Source organism: Rhizobium sophorae, assembly GCF_013087515.1.
Classification (GTDB): domain Bacteria; phylum Pseudomonadota; class Alphaproteobacteria; order Rhizobiales; family Rhizobiaceae; genus Rhizobium; species Rhizobium sophorae.
The window spans coordinates 62336-80199 of record NZ_JABFCN010000062.1; the positions used below are offsets into that span (position 1 = coordinate 62336).

The window sequence follows — 17864 nt, forward strand, 5'->3', positions numbered from 1 at the left end:
CGCGTTGGAGCGCGGCCTGCAACACCCCTCGACGAACTTTCTGGAGAATGGAAATGGACCCGTTGCGATTGGCGGAGGAGTGGTTTCTTTCTGGCCGACAGGTTGCTGTCGCGACAGTTTTGAAGACATGGGGATCTGCACCGAGACCAGTCGGCAGCTGTTTGGTTATCGATCAGGAGGGCAACTTTGAGGGGTCGGTCTCGGGCGGCTGCGTTGAGGGCGAGGTCATCTCGCAAGCGATGTCGGTGATTGAGACCGGCCGTCCCACTCTTCTTGATTTCGGCGTTGCGGACGAAACGGCATGGCGCGTCGGCCTTTCATGCGGGGGCAGAATCGAAGTCTTTGTGGAGAGGGTCGACTGATGCAATTCTCCGAACTTACAAAGGCAAACAAGCTCAGGGCCGGTCGTACGCCGATTGTGGAGATTGTAGACCTAAGATCGGGCAACCAAACTCTTCATCTGGATCGAATTCCAGAGAACGATCCCCTTCGCTTCGAGATTGAGATCGCCTTAAATGACGGGGTCTCTCGCCGGGTGTCAGTGGGAACGGAAAACTACTTTCTCAGAGTTCACGTCCCCAGAAAGCGCATCGTCATCGTCGGGGCCGTCCACATAACCCAGCACCTCGCTCCGATGGCATCTGCGACAGGCTTGGAAGTTCTAATCATCGACCCTCGTGAAGCGTTTGCTTCCGCTGCAAGATTTCCCGATGCGGCGATATATTCGCTTTGGCCGGATGAGGCGTTCGCTGCCATTCAACTCGATAAATCGACTGCAGTCATTGCGGTCACCCACGATCCGAAAATCGATGACCCGGCGATTGTTGCCGCGCTCTCGCACGGTTGCTTTTATGTGGGTGCTCTCGGAAGCAGAAAGACACACGCTGCTCGTCTTGATCGATTCCAAAGTTACGGGTTCTCTCGCGAGCAGCTTCTGTCTATCCGGGCGCCCATCGGCTTGGATATCGGTGCTCGTACGCCAGCGGAGATCGCTGTGTCGATCCTCGCCGAAGTCATCGCGTTTCAGGCGGGCAGGGTAGGTAGGGAGCTGATCTGATGTTCGGTATCATGGAAACCAGAACAGCTCTCGGAGCTATCTTGGCACACAAGGTCAGTGCGGAAGGCAGAACTTTTCAAAAGGGACACAAGCTTACCCCCGAAAATCTGAGTTTCCTTGGCTCTTTGGGAATCTCACAGGTCACGGCACACCGTATTGAACCTGACGAGGTTGACGAGGAGAGTGCCGCAGATCTTGTTGGTAGGGCGATTGGTGCAGAACACATGAGGATTGCCCCGGCCGTGGGTGGTCGGATGAACTTCTACAGCCAAGTGGATGGACTATTCATCGCCGACAAAAAGTTAGTCGACATTTTCAACAGCATTGACCACGCCATCACGTTCGCTTCCTTGGCAGATCGCATCTCCGTAAAGGCGGGAGAGATGATCGCCACCGTGAAAATCATCCCGCTCGCGGTTTCGAGAGCGGCGGTCGAAGCTGCAGCGTCGGTCGCAAAGATAGGGTGCATGATCAAGGTCATGCCGTTCCGTCGCCACACGGTCAGTTTGATCGCCACTCAGTTGCCCAGCCTATCCGAAAAAACGATGAGCAAGACAGCTCGCATCCTTGGTGGTCGGCTCATGGAGAGGAACAGCCTGCTTCTGTCTGAAACACGGGTGGCTCATTCCGCGGACGCAGTTGCCGCGGCGTTGAAAGTAGAGATCGAGACGCGCCCGCCCAGTGACCACATGATTGTCATCTTTGGGGCTTCCGCCGTTGTCGACAATAACGATGTAATTCCGGAAGCCATACGTTTGGCAGGTGGGGCGGTCGAACGCGTTGGCATGCCTGTAGACCCAGGTAATCTCCTGGTTCTCGGCAGGGTCGGCGATATTCCTGTGATCGGTGCGCCTGGTTGCGCTCGCAGTTCGTCTGAAAACGGACTGGATTGGGTCCTGGACAGGTTGATCGCGGGCGATCACCTCGATGGCCTGGATATCAGTCGAATGGGGGTGGGAGGTTTGCTCAAGGAAATCTCCGCCCGCCCGCAACTACGTGAAGAGCCAGTTCGAGACGCTCATTTTCTGGATGAAGAGGCGGCAAGCGCGTAAATTGCGCGACACGACGGGATTCGCCAATTCGCTCGCGGGCGAGGAGAGTACGAGACCGAATGGTTTTCTATCAGACTCATCCGCTATGAAGTCACTCGATCCTCTCGCCGGTGTTTCGGTATTTCTGAAGGTTGCCGAAACACTCAATTTCTCGCGGGCAGCCGAACAGCTTGGCATGTCAAAGGCGACGGTCAGTGTGCAGCTGCAAGAGCTGGAGAAGCGATTGGGTGTGCGCCTCGTCCAGAGGAACACCAGGAGTGTGGCTCTCACTGAAGCGGGGGACACCTATCGGCAGTCCCTTGGTGACCTGCTTGGACAGGTAAACGAGGCTGAAATCAATGCAAAGGCTCTGCAAGACGGGACGTCAGGGCAAATCCGGCTCTCTGTCTCACCTGATCTCGGGCAGAGGTATCTATCGGGCGCCGTTGCCGATTTTTCTCAGCTTTATCCTGAGATCGACATTTTTATGGACTTCTCGCTCGAGCCTGTCGATCTGGTTGAACGCGGAATGGACTTGGCCGTTCGGAGTACAATCGCCAATGAGCAGAGCTTGATCGTACGTCGGCTCGCGACGACGAGCTTGGTGGTCTGCGCTTCTCCCGGCTATCTCAGGGGTCGACATGACATTGTTGTGCCGACCGATCTTCTAGACCACCGGCTTCTCCATTTTTCCCCTTTGCGTTGGGGCAGGGAATGGCACTTTCAAAAATCTGAACAGCACGAGAAAGTTTCCATCCCGCCTCGAATCGAAGCGAACGATAGCATTGGACTGAAAGAAGCAGCGATACGGGGCGCAGGTATAACCCTACTGCCTCGATACTTGGTAACCGACGAGCTTCGTAACGGCCAACTGGTCGAGATCTTGGAGGACTGGGTGACCGCCAAACTAGAGATCAACGCTGTTTTTCCCGCCAATCGGCACATTAGTGCAAAAGTGAAAGCGCTTGTTGCGCACCTTTCAAAGGCTCTTCGTCATGCATTCGAGCCTTTGTGACGATCATGCAGGACTATTTCATCAGGCCGATAGTCGTCAAAAGTGCCTTGGCCACCAAGTCCAACATCAGGCGAGCTTCGTTAACAGCGCCCTCTTCGTGTATTTTTTCTACCGCCTCCACAGACATGGGCGGCTCCTTGCCTAGCTGAGAAGAAACGCGTTGCAAAACCGGGATCGTCTTTTCAAATGTTTCCTGGAGGATCCCGTCAATGACGTCCCTCGGCAAGGGGGACGTCTGCCCGCTCAGGGAAATGATTCGCGATTCCCGTGAAGGACGTTCGTGGGCGTGAACAACGCGATGGCGCTCACGAAGCCTACGCTCGAAGGTCTTTTTAAAGGCCTTTTCAAACGTCTTTGTCTGATCCGCAATTGTGATGCCGCAGTCTCTCCCGACATGGCTTAGAAATTTTAGGAACTCGCAGGTCCGATCTTGGACGATGTAAAGCTCACCCGACCGAAGGCTCTGGCTGTGGATCTGCCAGGCCATCGCAAGCTCCTGCGGACCGGAATTAAGGATTTTCCGATATTTAGCAACGTACTGATACGCCAGAATTCGGTCGAGAATCTGGGAGAGTTCATCAAGAAGGACGACCCAGTATCTCTCGAGGCTATCAAAGTTGAGAGCGTTATTGGGCGAGACCCGCTTTAGCAGAAATTTCTTCGTCTCGTCGGACGGCATGAGCCCAGAAGCTGAGGCTCGTTCACAGGCCGTCTGTATAACGTCCGTCATCAGTTGCGCGAGCTTCCCCGTGCTCTCGGACGTCAAAGGTGGCAGATCTCCGCTGCCGCCCGCGTCATTCGTATTACCGCCTATCGGGTCTCCACTCTCTGTCATTGTGCCCTGTTTGCTTATAGCGACGGCCCTAACGGTAGGACGAGAACCGCTGCGCCATTACGGCTTCTTCCTGCCGGATGCGGATCGTAAGTGGTATTAGATAAAGTGGAAGACCGATAGTGAGCGTCCAGAAGGCGTTGAGCGCAAGCCCGAACCCGACTAGCTCTGGGAGGATGTTCAAGAAGTAGTTCGGATGCCGAACGAACGAAAACAGGCCGCTCTTCACCAAACGATGTGTCCCGCTGAGGATAATCTTGATCGTCCAAAGATCGCCGAGTGACCGTATGACAGACACCAACACCAACGCCGCTGCGATGTAGATGGCTACCCCAACAATCGACAATGTCGAGTTTATGTTGCCCGACCGCAGCGATGCCTCGAAGATCGCAGAGAGATAATACAGCACATGGGAGACAGCCAGCATGATGCTGTTCAACGCGCCGTATTCAATTGCTCCGTGAGCTTTCAAGGCTCGTTCGTGACGGGCTGAGATGAAGACTGTCGCGATCCTCCAGCAGAAGGCGACAACGATGAATCCTATGAGTGGAAGCGACATTTCAGTCCTTTGGAGCAGCAAGTTCGATTACAGAAAACGCAGGCCAAAGCGCTCTGCGATTGTTTCGGGCGCTTCACCGCGACCTGATGCGATTTCGACGAAGAATTGCTCAAATCCTCCCGGTGTCAATATGACCATAACCCTAGCCTCGTCATCGCCGACATTCTCTATCCGATGGGGAATTCCGCGGGGCAGAAATGCGATCCCATCCGTTGCAAGCCTCTGATGCTTGTCACCGCACCGGAAGCAGACGGTGCCGCTCAAAACACGAAAGGTCTCGTCTTCCCGTTCATGAAGGTGGAGAGGCGTAGCGTCGCCGGGACGGAGTATGACTTCCATGATCGACATCACGGCTCCGCTAGCTTCGCCTGATATCCTTATAATGTTGGTGCCAAACGCTTCGACCCGCACTCCATCGAGCGGATTTGAAAAGATAGCGGCGCTTTTTTCAGACATCGATTGCTCCATGATTTTTGCGGACCATAAGAGGTCGGCTCGACGTCGATAAGTACGCTTTTCTAAACAGCATGTTTACGGGAAGCCCCGCCTTTCGCCTTGAACTCGTTGAGAAATAGTTCTTTCTCGCTTAGAAGAGAACGCGAGAGAACCGTATGAACATCCAGCCAACGAAAATTGAGGCAAACATCTCGAGGACAATCCGCTCAATCGAGGCCGAAGCATGGATGGACATGCTGGATGCCGCACCGCCGTCGGTTCGGAAGCAGTTGGGGATCGAGACTTTCCGGAGCGACAATGCGTGCTTTCTAGCCTGCCGTCAGCTTCCTGCCGTCCCCTTCAATCGGGGATTTGCCGTTGGTCCGCAGTGGTCGGCTAACGACAAGGAGATGGCAGAAGGGTTGCGATGGCTGGATCGCAACGCATCGAAAACGTGGGTAATCCAAGTTGACGAGGAGGGTTTCAACCCTTCCAGTGCCGCGCTGTCCCGGATGGGGATCATACAGAAGGACAGTGGTTGGATAAAATTTTTCTCCAAAACGGTCCCTCGCATTGTGCCGAACGAACCCAGGATCGAAATAGCGGACGGCGGCCGCAAGGCGACCGACTTCGCCAACGTGATCAACGCGGCGTATGGCTTCCCAATGGCGACCTTCGAGTGGTTCAAGGCGCTCGCCAGCCGGGACAGATGGACCTGCTATGTCGCGTATGCCGATGATGAGCCTTGCTCAGCAGGAGCGGCTTTCTTCGGATCTGCTGGGGCATGGTTCGGCATCGATGCGACTCTTGCCACCGCGAGAGGGAAGGGCCTCCAGTCAGCAATGATAGCGCGGCGGTTACGCGATGTAGGGGACAAGGGAGCCGTCATCGCAATGGCCGAGACTGGCCGACCTGCAACCGTCGATAGTCCGTTGGGCACGAGCTTTAGGAATTATCAGCGGGCGGGCTTCGAGGTTCAGCACTATTCGGCGAATTTTGCTCGGGATCCGAACGCCACGCGCAGTGCAACGCCCGTTTTTATGATGTGAAGAAGCGCACCCTGACGGTACGCTTCTTCTTCGACCGGAACTACTGAGCGGGCTGACGCATTGGCTTCAGGGCGACCGCCCACTTGTGCAGTTCCCCCAGGAGCGTGGTCGTTCCAGAGGTCACTGCTTCGTTAGGGGTGAAAATTCCTTCGTCATTGATGAACTGGGTATAGAAAGGCACCGGAACCGGCTGGTTGATTGCCACCACGTTCACGTTTCCCAGCAACTGACGAAGTTCCTGGGAGCCGCGTAGGCCGCCGGAAACGCCGCCATAGCTGACGATTGCTGCGGGCTTGTAGGTCCACTCGTGGAATAGGCACTGGATTGCATTCACGAGGGCTGCCGAAACGAAGTAGTCATACTCCGGCGCAACAAACAAAAACGCGTCAGCTGAGGCTACGCTTTCGCTCCATCGCTTAGTATGTTCGTGCTCATACTTTCGCATTGCCGGATGGGCTGGTTCATCCAGAAGCGGCAGGGCGAAATCTGCGAGATCCACCAGCTCGACGTCGAACTGGCCGTGTTCCTTGGCGAATTGTTCGACCCATTTTGCCACCGTCGGACCGTTGCGGCCCGGCCGAGTGCTGCCGATTATAATGTTCAACTTAAGTGCCATGTGGTTACCTTTCTGGCGTCAAAGGACCCTTAAAGTCCGGTTCGGATTTTCTGAAGGGTGATCTCGCTAAAGAGGAATCCTGTAGAAACCAAGGGCTTCTTCCAGCTCCGTCTGTTCGTAGCTAAAATGCGAGCGAATTGTCTTGTCGAGGACGTCAAACGTCGTTTTGGCCATGGAGAAGGTGTCGGGGCCGGGTTGCGTCAAAATCAGCGCAACATTGGCCGAGTGCTCGTCCAGGATCTGGCCAATTATCCGATGCTCGTCTGCAAGGCGTTCGACAACTCGCTTTAGTCCCTCGTCGCCGTTCGCATGGAGAATCGGAAAGAATTCTTCGTCCTCTGCTCGGTGGTGAAAATCCAGGAACTGGCATTCGCGGCCGCAAAGATTGCCGAAAGCTCTGTAGTTCTTCAAAAGCTCGAGCGAACCGATGTGCTCGGCCAATTCTCCAGCAGCAATTTCACCAGCTTCGACCATGTCCATCATTGCCCTGGTCTCGTCCAGAGCAACAACGTGCATTTCGTGAATCATCGCCAGCTTCTTTCATTCGATGTGCGAGCGTCCCGCCGGGAATTGGTGGGGCCTTGGGTCGTGTTTTATCGTCGAGAAGATCGAAGACTTTCATGAAATTCACTGCCGTTCATTTCGTCGTTGAATCAGATTGTGCAGTTCCCCTGCAACCAACATTCGGATGGTCGGTATCCAAATGATCCCATTGTATCGCTGGGAAACTAGAACCATATTTAGCCCGTCTTGAATTCGGCACAAGAAGGCACTTTCAGGCTACGGAGGTATCCTTGACTATACCGCATATACTAACTGAGCATCCTGCTTGCTGGCCTGTCAGGGATCTCTTGTCGACCATAGGAAGCAAGTGGGCGATCCTGCTCATTGGGCTGCTTCAAGAACGACCCAAGCGGTTCTCAGAATTGAAGAGGGAGGTCGGGGACATCACCCAGAAGTCGCTAACCAGCGTGCTGCGAGAGCTGGAGAAGGACGGCATCGTCGATCGCATAGTGACGCCGACGATACCGCCGCGCGTAGACTACCGCCTTACGCCGCTGGGACATTCGCTGTGGAAAGCCCTGGAGGCTCTCAGCAGCTGGGCAATCGAAAATCACACTGCCGTTGCCGAGGCCCGTCGGCGCTACAACGCTCCCTCGACTGTCGAGGTCAAGTAGCGAAACGCCAATGGCGCGCTTCGTGTGCCGGATTATCCTATTTCGCCGGGTCTGCCGACGCTAAGTCTGACGCGTTGGTTCGAATCCGGAGATAGAGACAATGGGGAATGAAGTTAGCGGGAGCTTGCCCGCGATCATTTCCATGCGGTTGCTGGGCGCGATGGAGTCTATCTCCACGGCGCGAACATACGAGGAAATATTTCGCCGGTTGAATTCCGCCGCCAGAGCTCTGTTGTCAGCGGATTCTGCGGCGTTGATCCGCCAAGAAGGGGACGTCTGTTTGTGTATTGATGAGGACGCCTTCAACCCGCTCTGGATCGCCCGAAGTTTCCCCATTGATGCATGTCTGAGCGGCCTTTCCATAGCGTCAAATGAAAAGGTGATCGTCCACGACATCTCTCAAGACGAACGCACTCTCAATACCATCTACGAAGGTACTTTCGTCCGCGCGGTCTCGGTCGTGCCCCTTTCGTCGCTGGGCCTTTCCGCAATCGGCTTTTATTGGGCCAAACCCCATACCCCAACTGATAACGAGCTCGAAATGGTGGAGGTCTTGGGTCGCGTTGCATCGACGACCCTTTCACTGCTAACCGAAAACACGCGAGCCGCGCTAGCGCAACGCGATGCTGAGCTCGCTCGTGATGAACTTCGGCACCGCCTGAAGAACGCCTATGCAAGCGCAATCGGAGTGGCATCCTTGACGCTCCCGACAGAAATGGCATCGAAATATGCGGGAAGGGTGCGAGCGCTTGTTTCCACATACGATGCGATTGATGGACCCGGTTCAGCCCTGGCGCCGCAGCAGTTGGGCACCTGTATTGCAAACGCTCTCAGCCCCTATCAGCGAGGGCCTGATGTGCCCATCTCACTTGATGGACCGATCGTTGCCTTAAAAGGCGATGCGATTGGCGCAATTGGCCTTCTGATGAACGAGTTTGCCACCAACTCAATCAAGTATGGGGCGCTTTCAAGCGAAGCTGGTCGAATCGCCGTCAGCTGGAGAACGAATGAAGCAGGAATGGTAATGACTTGGGCGGAACGTGATGGGCCGCCGGTCGATGTCTCGGGACCGCCCAGCGAAGGGTCGCGTCTGCTGCGACGGATCGCTGAGCGGTACCTCAGAGGAAGGATAGACTGCCGACCAGCCATCGAGGGAATGGAGTGGTTAGTCGAAATGCAAACGGGCTTCTTCACGTCCCACTAGCGGATCCCGTTGAGGTCGGTGTCTTTTTTGCTGTCCGTGCGGCTTCTTTGGTGCAAATTGGACATTCTTCGAATAGATCGTCCCTTGCGATGTAGTGGTGCGGGAGAAGGACCGTCATCCCATCTATCTCTATCGAGTCGTAGCTCAATACACCGTTCGGCTTCATGAGCAATTCGGTCAGAGGGAGACCGTCTGGATTGAATATCCGAACCATACCTGGTTGGCGCTCGTAGGCTTCCTCGTTATTTCCTTCCCCGCCACCGGCGAGATCGATTGCTTTGACCCAGTTGATCCGTTCGGCGCTACGGGAGAATTCCGCAATTCTTGTCAAATCTCTCTCCGAAATACGTTTCAAATAGGCGCCATGCCTCGGACATGTCAGCATTTCAGCAGTTGCCCCATGAGAGAACGAATAGGAGCGCGAGCCGCTCGTAAGCGGCATTCGCCAATATGAGTTCAAATCGGGAGAGCCTGCTGGCGTGTCCTTCAGAAGCTCAAGTAGAATGCCATAGAAGTCGAGTAGGCAAGACGCAGTCAGATCCGGGTGCCCATAGACTATTGGGGTTTCAATCTTCAGCTGATCGCGGTTCTTCCACGCATAGCTTTTGTCGTCACCCAGAACCATGTAACCTTTATCGAGGACAACGACCAAGTTCGGCCAGACTTCGGGAGGGTTCTGACGAGCAAAATCTTGCAGCTCTCGACATACCGCCTCCCACTTCAATGATCCTTCGTAGGCGAACAACACGCCAAACCGCCTGAACAGACCCGTCGCCAAGGTGAATCCGCCGAGATTCTGTTCCAATTTGTTGGAAGGCACCAGGCTCTTGAACTGTTTCAGATTGTCCAGCCCATCCAACAGGGCCTTCTTCGTCAATTTGGATTTCACCTGGATCGCACCGTGTATGCACTCGATGGGGAGATAATCGACGGTGCCGTCCAATCGCCTTAATACGATTGAGCCATCTCTGTCGTGTATGACGATATCCAGCTCTGGGCTGATGTGGCCACTTGGAGCGACGGCTCGAACCCTGTTTTGCGCGACCGAATAACGATTGGGCAACAGGCCATGTTTGACGAGAAATTGTTTTAAGATCTCCTCACGAAAGTCACCCTTGTCCCGCGGATGCTTCAGTTGGACAGAGCGCTCATAGGCTGTCAGCACGTCACGCTGAAGCTCACGCAGTTCCTGCTCCAAGCCATGGAACTCGGCGATCTTGCTTCGTTCAGCAATGACGTCATCGGTAATCTCACGTAGCCAGCGATATCGCTGTTGCAGATCATCTTGTTCAGAGGGCTTTTTGGGCAATCTCGTCTCTTATTTGCTTCCGTGGACTCGTTTTGTCTGCCCGGTTTTGGTTGAGCTTCGCAGGCGAACAATGGACGCACGATTCACTGTTGAATAAGAATAGCTGCAACGAAAGGCAGCGCAACCACAAGTCATCATCCTAATTTTGTTTTCCTGTGCGGTCTTCTGTGGATGCGGGGCCACCGGGTCAAACCACGTTTGCGCTTTGGGTGCTTCATCATTACGTTTTGATTTGGAGGACCCATGACTAAGTATCTGCAACATTTTCCCAAACCATTGCTTGACGATTTAGCTAACGGCAGGTGGTTGCCTGTGATCGGGGCAGGGATGTCGTTGAATGCCGCGCTCCCGGCGGGAAAGGCCATGCCACTATGGGGCGACCTGGGAAAGGCATTTGAGCGCGATCTCGCAGATTTTTCTGCAGTCGGACCAGTCGACGCCATGTCCGCCTACGAACACGAGTATGGCCGAGCGCGTCTCATCGAACGACTATCCGAACTCCTCCATCTTCGCGACGCACTCCCCGGGTGAGGCATCGAGCATTCTGCTCAATCAAGTTCGATCTTGTGTGCACCACGAATTTTGATTTTCTCCTTGAGCGCCAGTACGAGTCGATCCCGCGTTTCGTGAATCCAGTCGTCGATGAAGAGCAGCTTTCGTTGAACGTAACGGCGGACGGGACCGTGTTGCTGAAGCTTCACGGCGATTTGCGACACCCATCGCGGCTCGTGGTTACGGAGGCCGACTATGATGCCTTCCTGACCCGATACCCGCTTATCGCGACCTATCTTGCCAACCTACTGATTACAAAGACCGCCGTCTTGATTGGCTATAGCTTAGATGATCCTGACTTTCGCCAGATTTGGCAGGTTGTGAACCAACGCTTGGGGAAAATGAGGCGGCAGGCCTACGCAATCGCAGTCGGCGCACAGTCGGCTGACGTCGCACGCTATGCACGCCGCGGCGTTACGCTGATCAACTTGCCCAAAAGCAAAAAGAAATATGGCGAGGTTCTTGCGGCTGCCTTTGATGAGTTGGCGGCGTATTGGCGTAACACTGTTCTCGAGGTCAGCACGGTTACCGAAGAGGCTCCACTTCGAGAGCTGAAGCTACCAAGGGAGGCGAGCTCGCGATTGATTTTCTTCGCCGTTCCATTGCATCGCCTCCCTATATATCGCGAAAGGGTGTTCCCTTCGGTCGAGGGAATTGGACTCGTTCCAGTGACTGCAGATGATGTCGTATCACCTGGCGACTCGGTAAGCGCAAAAATTGACGCCTTGATGGACCGAGCGGTCGCGATCGTGGTTGAAGTCGGTAGCAGTTGGACTGCAGCGGATCTGCGGCTCGCGCTGAGCCGGTCGAAAGAGGTTGGTCCATCCGCTGGCCGAGCGCCACTTGTTGTTCAGGTTGGAAAAACAAGATCTCCCATATTGTCTTCTCAACCAACCTTGTCGTCTCTATTGACCATCGAAACGGTGACCGACGACGAGCAAGGACTTCAGCGGTTGTTGGATGCTCTGCGGGATGTCGCTCCGTCCGTGGCAGAGCAAGAGAATGAACCCGGGCGTCTCCTTGAAGCGGAAGAGTATCGAGCCGCAGTCATTTCTGCGATTAGCTTGTTAGAGGGCACATTGCGTCGGGCGCTCGACAAACCGGACTGGTCACGGGTTAGTCGCCCGATGTCCATGTCACAACTTCTCGAACTGGCAATGGCCCAGCAGTTAATTGATTTACCGGATCCAAGCCTGATCAAAGATTGGGTAAGGATCCGAAACAACGCGGTCCATACGAACACCGGTGTTAGCCCCGGAGTCGCGAAAACGATTGTTGACGGTGTGCTTGATCTCGTAGCGCAAATCGGTCCGGAGCTAAGGTAACTGCTGCCGAATCTGTTAAATATGTTCCCTGTTTGTACAAATTTGGGTCAGTTTGGATTGGAGATTCAAATGTCGCTTACCATCAATGGACGGCCACTGAGCGCCGGAGGTTTCGCCAACGAGATGGAAAACATGATTCTTGAGAGCGCCAAGGGGCAGCTAAGAGATCAGTTTTCGGCGATACGGCATCCTGAAACTGGTGAATTTCCGACGGTGATCGTGCACGGTGAGGCGCTGGACGACCTCCGCTTGAGCGTGGAGGGCTCCCCGGAACTGATTGCATTTGTTAGAGAGCGCATGGGCCCCGAAATTCAAAAAGCGACGTCGTTCGTCCCTGTTTCGAGCTGCCCGCCGAAAGCTTTCCTCAGCTATTCGTTTGAAGATCGCGAGACCGCCAAGAAAATCGCAGAGGGTCTGATGGCGAATGGCGTTGATACTTGGTGGGCTGAATGGGAGATTGGGGCAGGGGATAGTCTTCGCCGCAAAATCGACGAGGGGCTAGGTGGGTGCACGCATTTCATCGTCTTACTTACGCCCAGCGCCATGGAAAGACCTTGGGTTCAACAGGAGATGGACGCTGGACTTGTGCGTCGCATCACAGGCCAGGCTCGGTTCATTCCCTTGCGCCACGGTCTTTCGACGCGAGACCTTCCACCACTGTTGTCTGGGATGCTTTCCCCCGAAGTTGAATTATCTCAGCTCGACAAGAACATCCGAGACCTCGTCAATGACATCCATGGCGTATCGGAGAAGCCTAAGCTTGGGCCACCGCCAAGTTCGACCGAGCTTCCCTCGACCGATTTTTCGAAGACCGCAACCGCAGTTGCGAAAGTCTTCGTCGAGGGGACGAGGACGGCAATGTTTGCGGACCCTCAAAAGACGATTGAGGAGCTTGCCCAAGCGGTGAACGCTTCCGAAGAAGATATTGAGGACGCGGTTCACGAGTTGCGCGATTTCGTTAAGGAAAGCTTCGGCCGGGTTTTTCCCAAAGCGAGCCTTTTCGCGCAGTTCGACAAACATTTCATGGAATGGTCACCGGAAGACGACGCGTTGCGCATTGCAGCCGACCTTATCAATGACCCGGAATTCCCTCACGACACCGGCGAAGTGGCGGCTCGGTACGGCTGGGAACCCCGCCGCATGAACCCGGCGCTTGCATACCTGGAGGCACGGCAACTGATCGTCGACTACAAGGTTCTGTCGAGCGATTTTAATTCCATGCGGATCGTCAAAACTGATGCCACTCGTCGGTTTGTCAAAAGCAGGAGCTAAACGGTATCCGATCGGATCGATGACATCGATCGGTGATGGTACGGTGTTCGACCCGATCTCAGGTGCCCAAGGATTGCTCCAAGTAGCAGCCAAGACGCGCAGCTAACCAGCAAGGTCGTGATAACGAATTGAAGATGAAGAGCAGAGGGAATCTTGGTGCTAACGTTCTCCAGGTGCGGTGCTCCGACGAGGAACGGGGTTGTGACCAGCGGCGCAGCAATCAACCACTTCGTCTTTCCCACTGAAAGGTAGACCGTGGCGATTGCTGCGGCGGTCATAACTGCGGTTCCAATCCACCAGACCTGACGGGATCCAAGGTCCGCAGCAGGCATGCCGGGCAATTCTGGTGGCAACCCAAGGGCCGGGGCAAGACTGAAAACCAAGAACCCTGCCGCCCCCCAGAGAATGCCACTTTTCCACGTTGCCAAGCCACCGGAAAACTCGCCCGATGCATTCATGAGCAAGGCAAACCCCACGTAGGCGAGTACCATCGCGACAACTGTGCGCGAGTTGCGGTTCAGAGCTGAGGGCGCAACGTCTTGGTGATCGGCCGCATGCTCGTGTTCAGCATCGTGATGTCCGGCTGCCTCCGTATTCTCGTAAACCTCCGCCTTCAGAATGAGCGGGACTGTCGTCGTGAGGTGAAGCACGGACGCGAAAATTCCGGTCAAAGCTCCGGCCAGCAAGGCGGAGAATACCAGAGAACGAAACAAGTTCATCGAGGGGACCTCTCAGTGGCAGGGAAAACTGAGCGTGTGGCGGACATCGTGCGTCGCGTCATGCACCGCGGGCATGCTGGCGAAACCGACGCCTGCAATTAGCAGAACACCCAGCAAGGCCGTACCGAGCAGACCGGCTGCACGGGATGCTGTTGAGGCATGTGAAGTTGCGGTGATGGTGGTCATCTTCTTACTCCTATGGTGCTTTCGTCCGACGCGGGCGGGACGGTGTTGACGGCTTCATCAGCGGCGCCCGCAAGCGCCTGGCTCATTTTGAGGATGACGGCTTTTGCATCCAATTCGTGCCGCTCGGCGACGAAAGACGGCTCGTTGTACGAAAGCCAATGGCCGTCGGGGGTGCTCCAAGCCAATGCCTTCAGTGGCAGATCGATGCCCGCCCGCTGGTTGCGCTGGAGCAATTCGGTACCGATTTTCGGATTGCCAAATATTGTCAGCAAAGTTGGGCCCAACTGCAATCCCGCGGCTTCCGCGTCGGCAGCGAAGTCTATTCGAGCAAAAACCTTCATCCCTCGTGCGACAATCGCCCGCTCGAATGCCGCCATCGTATCAGCTGGGCGAGTATGGGCCTTCAGAACAGTCAACCCGGGCGTCATGTGAGCTTCTCCTGGGAAGAGCCAGCGAGTGCGGCGTTTCCTGCAGGCTCAGAGGTGGAGCCGAAGGCGATCCTATTGATGCTGAGCGCCACGACCATCCCCATCACCTGGGCTGCGACGAAAGCGATGGCAGTAATGGGTGCCAAGGCAACAGGCCCTGAAGCGAAGGCGGCGGCTAGCGTCACCGCTGGGTTGGCATAAGAGGTGGATGGAGTGGCGAGTATCGCGGCGACCAACCAAGAGCCGACGGCGAAGGGGCCGGTGTCCCATCTGCTGCTGCGAGCGCATCCCAAGACGATTGTCATCAGTCCAGCAGAGGCTACTAACTCGCTGAGGAGCATCCCGAAGGAGGGAAATTCAGGAGAGACCGTCCGAAACGGGCTTCCAAACATCTGTCCAGCTACCAATGCCCCGACAAAGCCGCCAATAATTTGAGCGATGACGTAGCCTATGGTGCAGTCGCCCTTGCGCTCACCGCCAAGCCACTGTGCGAATGATATCAGGGGATTGTAATGGCCGCCGGATACCTTCCCCAGGGCAACGATCAAGCCAACCAGGGATCCAGCGATCGCAATCGCAATTATGAGCGATGCTGCCAACGGCTGAGCTTTCGCGAACGTCGAGACCGCGAGGCCAGACCCGACCATGGCAATCGCAAGAAGCCCGGTTCCCACGCTCTCCACAAAGGCCCGTCTAAAAAGAGACAGGGCGGGGTCGCGCTCGAAAAAGCACCGGATGTCTGTGGAGGGAGCGATCTCGGCCATTTCAGGATGCCGATTGCTGACTTGAGAGCCAACGCCCTTCGACCTCTTCCATTTTGACTGCGAGTTCCCCGGGCGTCAGAATGCCCTTCTGGAAGAGGATGTTGGCAAATGCCGCGATCCATCGTTCATAGTAGGAGAGCTTGCCGACCATTTCGGAGCCGAGTGCCTCAACACCGCGGCGCTTTTCCTCGGTATTGACTATCTTGTGAAAGTCGAGGACGTCAGCCAGGGCGTGGCAACGCTTCTCCCAGGGAAGAAGCTCGTGCTCAATTCGCTCGATTTTTCCGGCCGCCTCGCCGCCGATATCGTTCGGCAGTTTTTTGACAAGTAGCTCTGAGCCCATCACGCGGCCTCCTTTTCGTAGCTTACAGGGATCACGCCAATCATGGCGTCGCGTGTGACGAGTTCGGCAAGTTCTTCCTCGGTCAGAGCTTCTGTCCCCGCTGGGCGCAAGGGCAGGACCAGGTAGCGGATGACAGCCGTCGAGTCGCTGACGCGGATTTCGACGTCATCCGGAATGTGAGTGCCGAATTCCTCCAGCACCGCTCTCGGTTCATGGACGGCGCGAGCTCGATACGGCTTCAGTTTGTACCAGTCTGGCGGCAGACCAAGGACCGGGCGAGGGTAGCAGGAGCACAAGGTGCAAACGATCAGATTGTGGACGTCCGCCGTGTTTTCGAGCACGATCAGTTGGGTATCGTCGTAGAACGTGATGCCCAGTTCTTCGCAGGCGGAGCGTCCGTTTTCCAGGAGCCGTTCCTTGTAAGCCGAATCCATCCAAGCCCTGGCGACGACCTTGGCGCCGAGTGCGGGAGTTCGAGAGTCGAGGACTTCGATCTGCCTTCTGATCTCGTCGGGACCGAAAAGCTTCCGCTCGACCAGCAGTTCTCTGACTGCGGTTTCCATTATGTCGTAGTACCCAGGACGCTCATCCGCTGTGATAGCCTCATGAGGGTGATCGTGATCGTGGTCATGATCATGGCCGTGGTCGGTCATCTCAAATCCTTTCCAACCAATTTTCGAAAATCTCAATTCTCAGACCGTCATTGGGCGAGCCGACATAGTCGGACCAAATCTCCGTCATGGGGATGGCGATGCGGTAGTAGTGGCCTTTGGAACCGGCGTTGCGTCCATAGGCCTCTTCTTCGTTATCGACGGCCATCGTAGGGATGACTGCCTCTACGGTTCCGAGTTTCCCGCGCAGGTAAGTTGGCATGCGGTAGTGCCCAACAGGCGAGCGGGTAGCGATCGTTACGCGATCGCCTGGCGCGAAAGCGGGTACCTCGCCTAGCGCTGGCACAACTCCGCCAATATGCGTTGCCGCAGTCTGCATAAGGATTCTCCTTGAGAGCAATTGGCTTCAAAATGACTGAGCACGAGCCACATTCTTGTAAGATGCTGTCGCCGCGGAATTCGGATCACAAAGTGGGTGAAGAACGTCGGCAACTCAAACTTGCACGCTCCATTTATACCGACCTGTAACCGTCCATGATCCAGCTTGAGACCAGTCGTGCATAGTCCGCCGAGGCATCTTCCCAAACGAAATGACCTGCCTCGACGATCTCGGCCCGGCTGTGGGGAAGAAGTCCTGCCAGGAAGTCCCCATTTGATGGGGGAACAAGCGGGTCATCTTTGCCGGAAATAACCAAAACTGGCGTCTGAATGTCGGGAAGGAGCTTTTCGAGCCGGGGCAAATCGGTGGAATAGGCCCGAACGAAATCTGCAGCTTCGTTCCAGCGTTGGCCCTCAGAAGACAGTCGGTAGTCTTCGAGGATCTCCGTTGGAATTGTAACTCTCGCTGAACCTGAAACGAATTTCACGACCTGTTCGCCGCCGTCCGAGCCGACATATGCGGCTTTTTTCGATGCCACCACCTGTGCCAACGACTCGCCCAGTAGGGTCATGCTGGCGCCGCCGCTGCCTGCAACGATGCTCTCGAAAAGGTCTGGCCGTTTGGATGCGGCGAACAGCGCGGTCAAGGTACCCACGTCGGGTGCGATAACGTGCGCCCGCTCGATTCCGAAGGCAGCCATGAGTTTTATCACAAAATTACCCATCGCGTCCGGCGACATCAAATCTTCCCGGGCTTGAGATTGACCGAATCCCGGGAGATCTACCGCGATAACGGGTCCGAGCTTGCAGAGGTCGGACCAAACGAGATTGAAAGCAAAGATACTCTCCGGCCAGGGAGCCGTCAGAAGCAACGGGACGCCATTTTCCTTCCCCGCCTTCACGTATCGTACCGACACGCCATCGACGGACAGGTGGTCGATCTTCTCTTTGATAAAGATGCCGTCAGCCATGTGAATACTCCTCATTTTCGGCGCCTTGGC

24 protein-coding genes are annotated in these 17864 nt (G+C 55.5%); 10 read left to right on the forward strand and 14 right to left on the reverse strand.

The features are described from left to right. Positions 1 to 53: 53 nt before the first annotated feature. The 4 genes from G9X64_RS31925 (at position 54) to G9X64_RS31940 (ending at position 3103) form a co-directional block, all read left to right on the forward strand. The gene (locus tag G9X64_RS31925; protein ID WP_130816912.1) at positions 54 to 362 is read left to right on the forward strand and encodes an XdhC family protein; all 309 of its coding nucleotides are present in this window, start codon (positions 54 to 56) and stop codon (positions 360 to 362) included. Then, complete coding sequence (locus G9X64_RS31930; RefSeq protein ID WP_130794383.1) at positions 362 to 1057, forward strand: XdhC family protein; 696 nt, start codon at positions 362 to 364, stop codon at positions 1055 to 1057. The genes G9X64_RS31925 and G9X64_RS31930 overlap by 1 nt, the downstream gene beginning before the upstream one ends. Beyond that, complete coding sequence (locus G9X64_RS31935) at positions 1057 to 2109, forward strand: molybdopterin-binding protein (RefSeq protein ID WP_130794381.1); 1053 nt, start codon at positions 1057 to 1059, stop codon at positions 2107 to 2109. The genes G9X64_RS31930 and G9X64_RS31935 overlap by 1 nt, the downstream gene beginning before the upstream one ends. Before the next feature lie 85 nt (positions 2110 to 2194). Further along, positions 2195 to 3103 carry a LysR family transcriptional regulator gene (locus tag G9X64_RS31940; RefSeq protein ID WP_164585960.1) on the forward strand — a complete coding sequence of 303 codons (909 nt, stop codon included), beginning with the start codon at positions 2195 to 2197 and terminating at the stop codon, positions 3101 to 3103. Between the two features lie 13 nt (positions 3104 to 3116). Here G9X64_RS31940 and G9X64_RS31945 read toward each other — a convergent pair whose 3' ends face one another. From G9X64_RS31945 to G9X64_RS31955, 3 genes are all read right to left on the reverse strand, one after another. Then, entirely contained in the window at positions 3117 to 3833 is a 717-nt protein-coding gene (locus G9X64_RS31945) for a hypothetical protein (RefSeq protein WP_130794377.1), read from the reverse strand. 133 nt (positions 3834 to 3966) lie between these two features. Then, positions 3967 to 4494, reverse strand: a complete 528-nt coding sequence (locus tag G9X64_RS31950) for an isoprenylcysteine carboxylmethyltransferase family protein (protein WP_130794375.1) — start codon at positions 4492 to 4494, stop codon at positions 3967 to 3969. Positions 4495 to 4521: 27 nt separating this feature from the next. Continuing rightward, entirely contained in the window at positions 4522 to 4950 is a 429-nt protein-coding gene (locus G9X64_RS31955) for a cupin domain-containing protein (protein WP_165448349.1), read from the reverse strand. 155 nt (positions 4951 to 5105) lie between these two features. On the opposite strand from G9X64_RS31955, the gene G9X64_RS31960 reads away from it, so the two are divergent. Continuing rightward, positions 5106 to 5978, forward strand: a complete 873-nt coding sequence (locus G9X64_RS31960) for a GNAT family protein (RefSeq protein ID WP_171378181.1) — start codon at positions 5106 to 5108, stop codon at positions 5976 to 5978. Positions 5979 to 6018: 40 nt separating this feature from the next. On the opposite strand, the gene G9X64_RS31965 is transcribed toward G9X64_RS31960, so the two are convergent. Further along, positions 6019 to 6594 carry an NADPH-dependent FMN reductase gene (locus tag G9X64_RS31965; protein WP_130710645.1) on the reverse strand — a complete coding sequence of 192 codons (576 nt, stop codon included), beginning with the start codon at positions 6592 to 6594 and terminating at the stop codon, positions 6019 to 6021. 66 nt (positions 6595 to 6660) lie between these two features. Then, complete coding sequence (locus G9X64_RS31970) at positions 6661 to 7122, reverse strand: hemerythrin domain-containing protein (RefSeq protein WP_171378182.1); 462 nt, start codon at positions 7120 to 7122, stop codon at positions 6661 to 6663. Between the two features lie 323 nt (positions 7123 to 7445). Between G9X64_RS31970 and G9X64_RS31975 the strand changes: the two genes are divergently transcribed. Beyond that, positions 7446 to 7772, forward strand: coding sequence for a winged helix-turn-helix transcriptional regulator (locus G9X64_RS31975; protein WP_225510274.1), 327 nt, complete (start codon positions 7446 to 7448; stop codon positions 7770 to 7772). Between the two features lie 100 nt (positions 7773 to 7872). Further along, a complete protein-coding gene (locus tag G9X64_RS31980) occupies positions 7873 to 8976 on the forward strand; it encodes a hypothetical protein (protein WP_171378183.1) in 1104 nt (367 codons plus the stop codon). On the opposite strand, the gene G9X64_RS31985 is transcribed toward G9X64_RS31980, so the two are convergent. Beyond that, positions 8963 to 10285, reverse strand: coding sequence for a DUF6602 domain-containing protein (locus G9X64_RS31985; protein WP_171378184.1), 1323 nt, complete (start codon positions 10283 to 10285; stop codon positions 8963 to 8965). The genes G9X64_RS31980 and G9X64_RS31985 overlap by 14 nt on opposite strands. 243 nt (positions 10286 to 10528) lie before the next feature. Here G9X64_RS31985 and G9X64_RS36235 point away from each other — a divergent pair, with 243 nt between their 5' ends. The 3 genes from G9X64_RS36235 to G9X64_RS31995 all read left to right on the forward strand — a co-directional run bounded on the left by G9X64_RS36235 (position 10529) and on the right by G9X64_RS31995 (position 13434). Beyond that, complete coding sequence (locus G9X64_RS36235) at positions 10529 to 10816, forward strand: hypothetical protein (RefSeq protein ID WP_210259752.1); 288 nt, start codon at positions 10529 to 10531, stop codon at positions 10814 to 10816. Positions 10817 to 10851: 35 nt separating this feature from the next. Continuing rightward, a complete protein-coding gene (locus tag G9X64_RS31990; RefSeq protein ID WP_312864211.1) occupies positions 10852 to 12162 on the forward strand; it encodes an SIR2 family NAD-dependent protein deacylase in 1311 nt (436 codons plus the stop codon). Between the two features lie 69 nt (positions 12163 to 12231). Further along, complete coding sequence (locus tag G9X64_RS31995; protein ID WP_171378185.1) at positions 12232 to 13434, forward strand: toll/interleukin-1 receptor domain-containing protein; 1203 nt, start codon at positions 12232 to 12234, stop codon at positions 13432 to 13434. Here G9X64_RS31995 and G9X64_RS32000 read toward each other — a convergent pair. The 8 genes from G9X64_RS32000 to G9X64_RS32035 all read right to left on the reverse strand — a co-directional run bounded on the left by G9X64_RS32000 (position 13431) and on the right by G9X64_RS32035 (position 17834). Then, complete coding sequence (locus G9X64_RS32000) at positions 13431 to 14153, reverse strand: CbtA family protein (RefSeq protein WP_171378186.1); 723 nt, start codon at positions 14151 to 14153, stop codon at positions 13431 to 13433. The genes G9X64_RS31995 and G9X64_RS32000 overlap by 4 nt on opposite strands. A gap of 12 nt (positions 14154 to 14165) precedes the next feature. Continuing rightward, positions 14166 to 14339 (reverse strand): CbtB domain-containing protein, encoded by a 174-nt coding sequence (locus G9X64_RS32005; protein WP_130794355.1) that lies wholly within the window; start codon positions 14337 to 14339, stop codon positions 14166 to 14168. After that, entirely contained in the window at positions 14336 to 14767 is a 432-nt protein-coding gene (locus G9X64_RS32010) for a DUF302 domain-containing protein (RefSeq protein WP_164585978.1), read from the reverse strand. The genes G9X64_RS32005 and G9X64_RS32010 overlap by 4 nt, the downstream gene beginning before the upstream one ends. Beyond that, entirely contained in the window at positions 14764 to 15531 is a 768-nt protein-coding gene (locus G9X64_RS32015) for an aquaporin (protein WP_130794351.1), read from the reverse strand. The genes G9X64_RS32010 and G9X64_RS32015 overlap by 4 nt, the downstream gene beginning before the upstream one ends. Before the next feature lies 1 nt (position 15532). Beyond that, on the reverse strand, positions 15533 to 15877 hold the full coding sequence (locus tag G9X64_RS32020) for an SH3-like domain-containing protein (RefSeq protein ID WP_125849309.1): 345 nt from the start codon (positions 15875 to 15877) through the stop codon (positions 15533 to 15535). After that, on the reverse strand, positions 15874 to 16527 hold the full coding sequence (locus G9X64_RS32025; RefSeq protein ID WP_171378188.1) for a nitrile hydratase subunit alpha: 654 nt from the start codon (positions 16525 to 16527) through the stop codon (positions 15874 to 15876). Before G9X64_RS32025 ends, G9X64_RS32020 begins: the two co-directional genes overlap by 4 nt. A 1-nt stretch (position 16528) precedes the next feature. Continuing rightward, positions 16529 to 16864, reverse strand: coding sequence for an SH3-like domain-containing protein (locus G9X64_RS32030; protein ID WP_130709462.1), 336 nt, complete (start codon positions 16862 to 16864; stop codon positions 16529 to 16531). 133 nt (positions 16865 to 16997) lie between these two features. Beyond that, positions 16998 to 17834 carry an alpha/beta fold hydrolase gene (locus tag G9X64_RS32035; RefSeq protein WP_171378189.1) on the reverse strand — a complete coding sequence of 279 codons (837 nt, stop codon included), beginning with the start codon at positions 17832 to 17834 and terminating at the stop codon, positions 16998 to 17000. Positions 17835 to 17864: the final 30 nt, after the last annotated feature.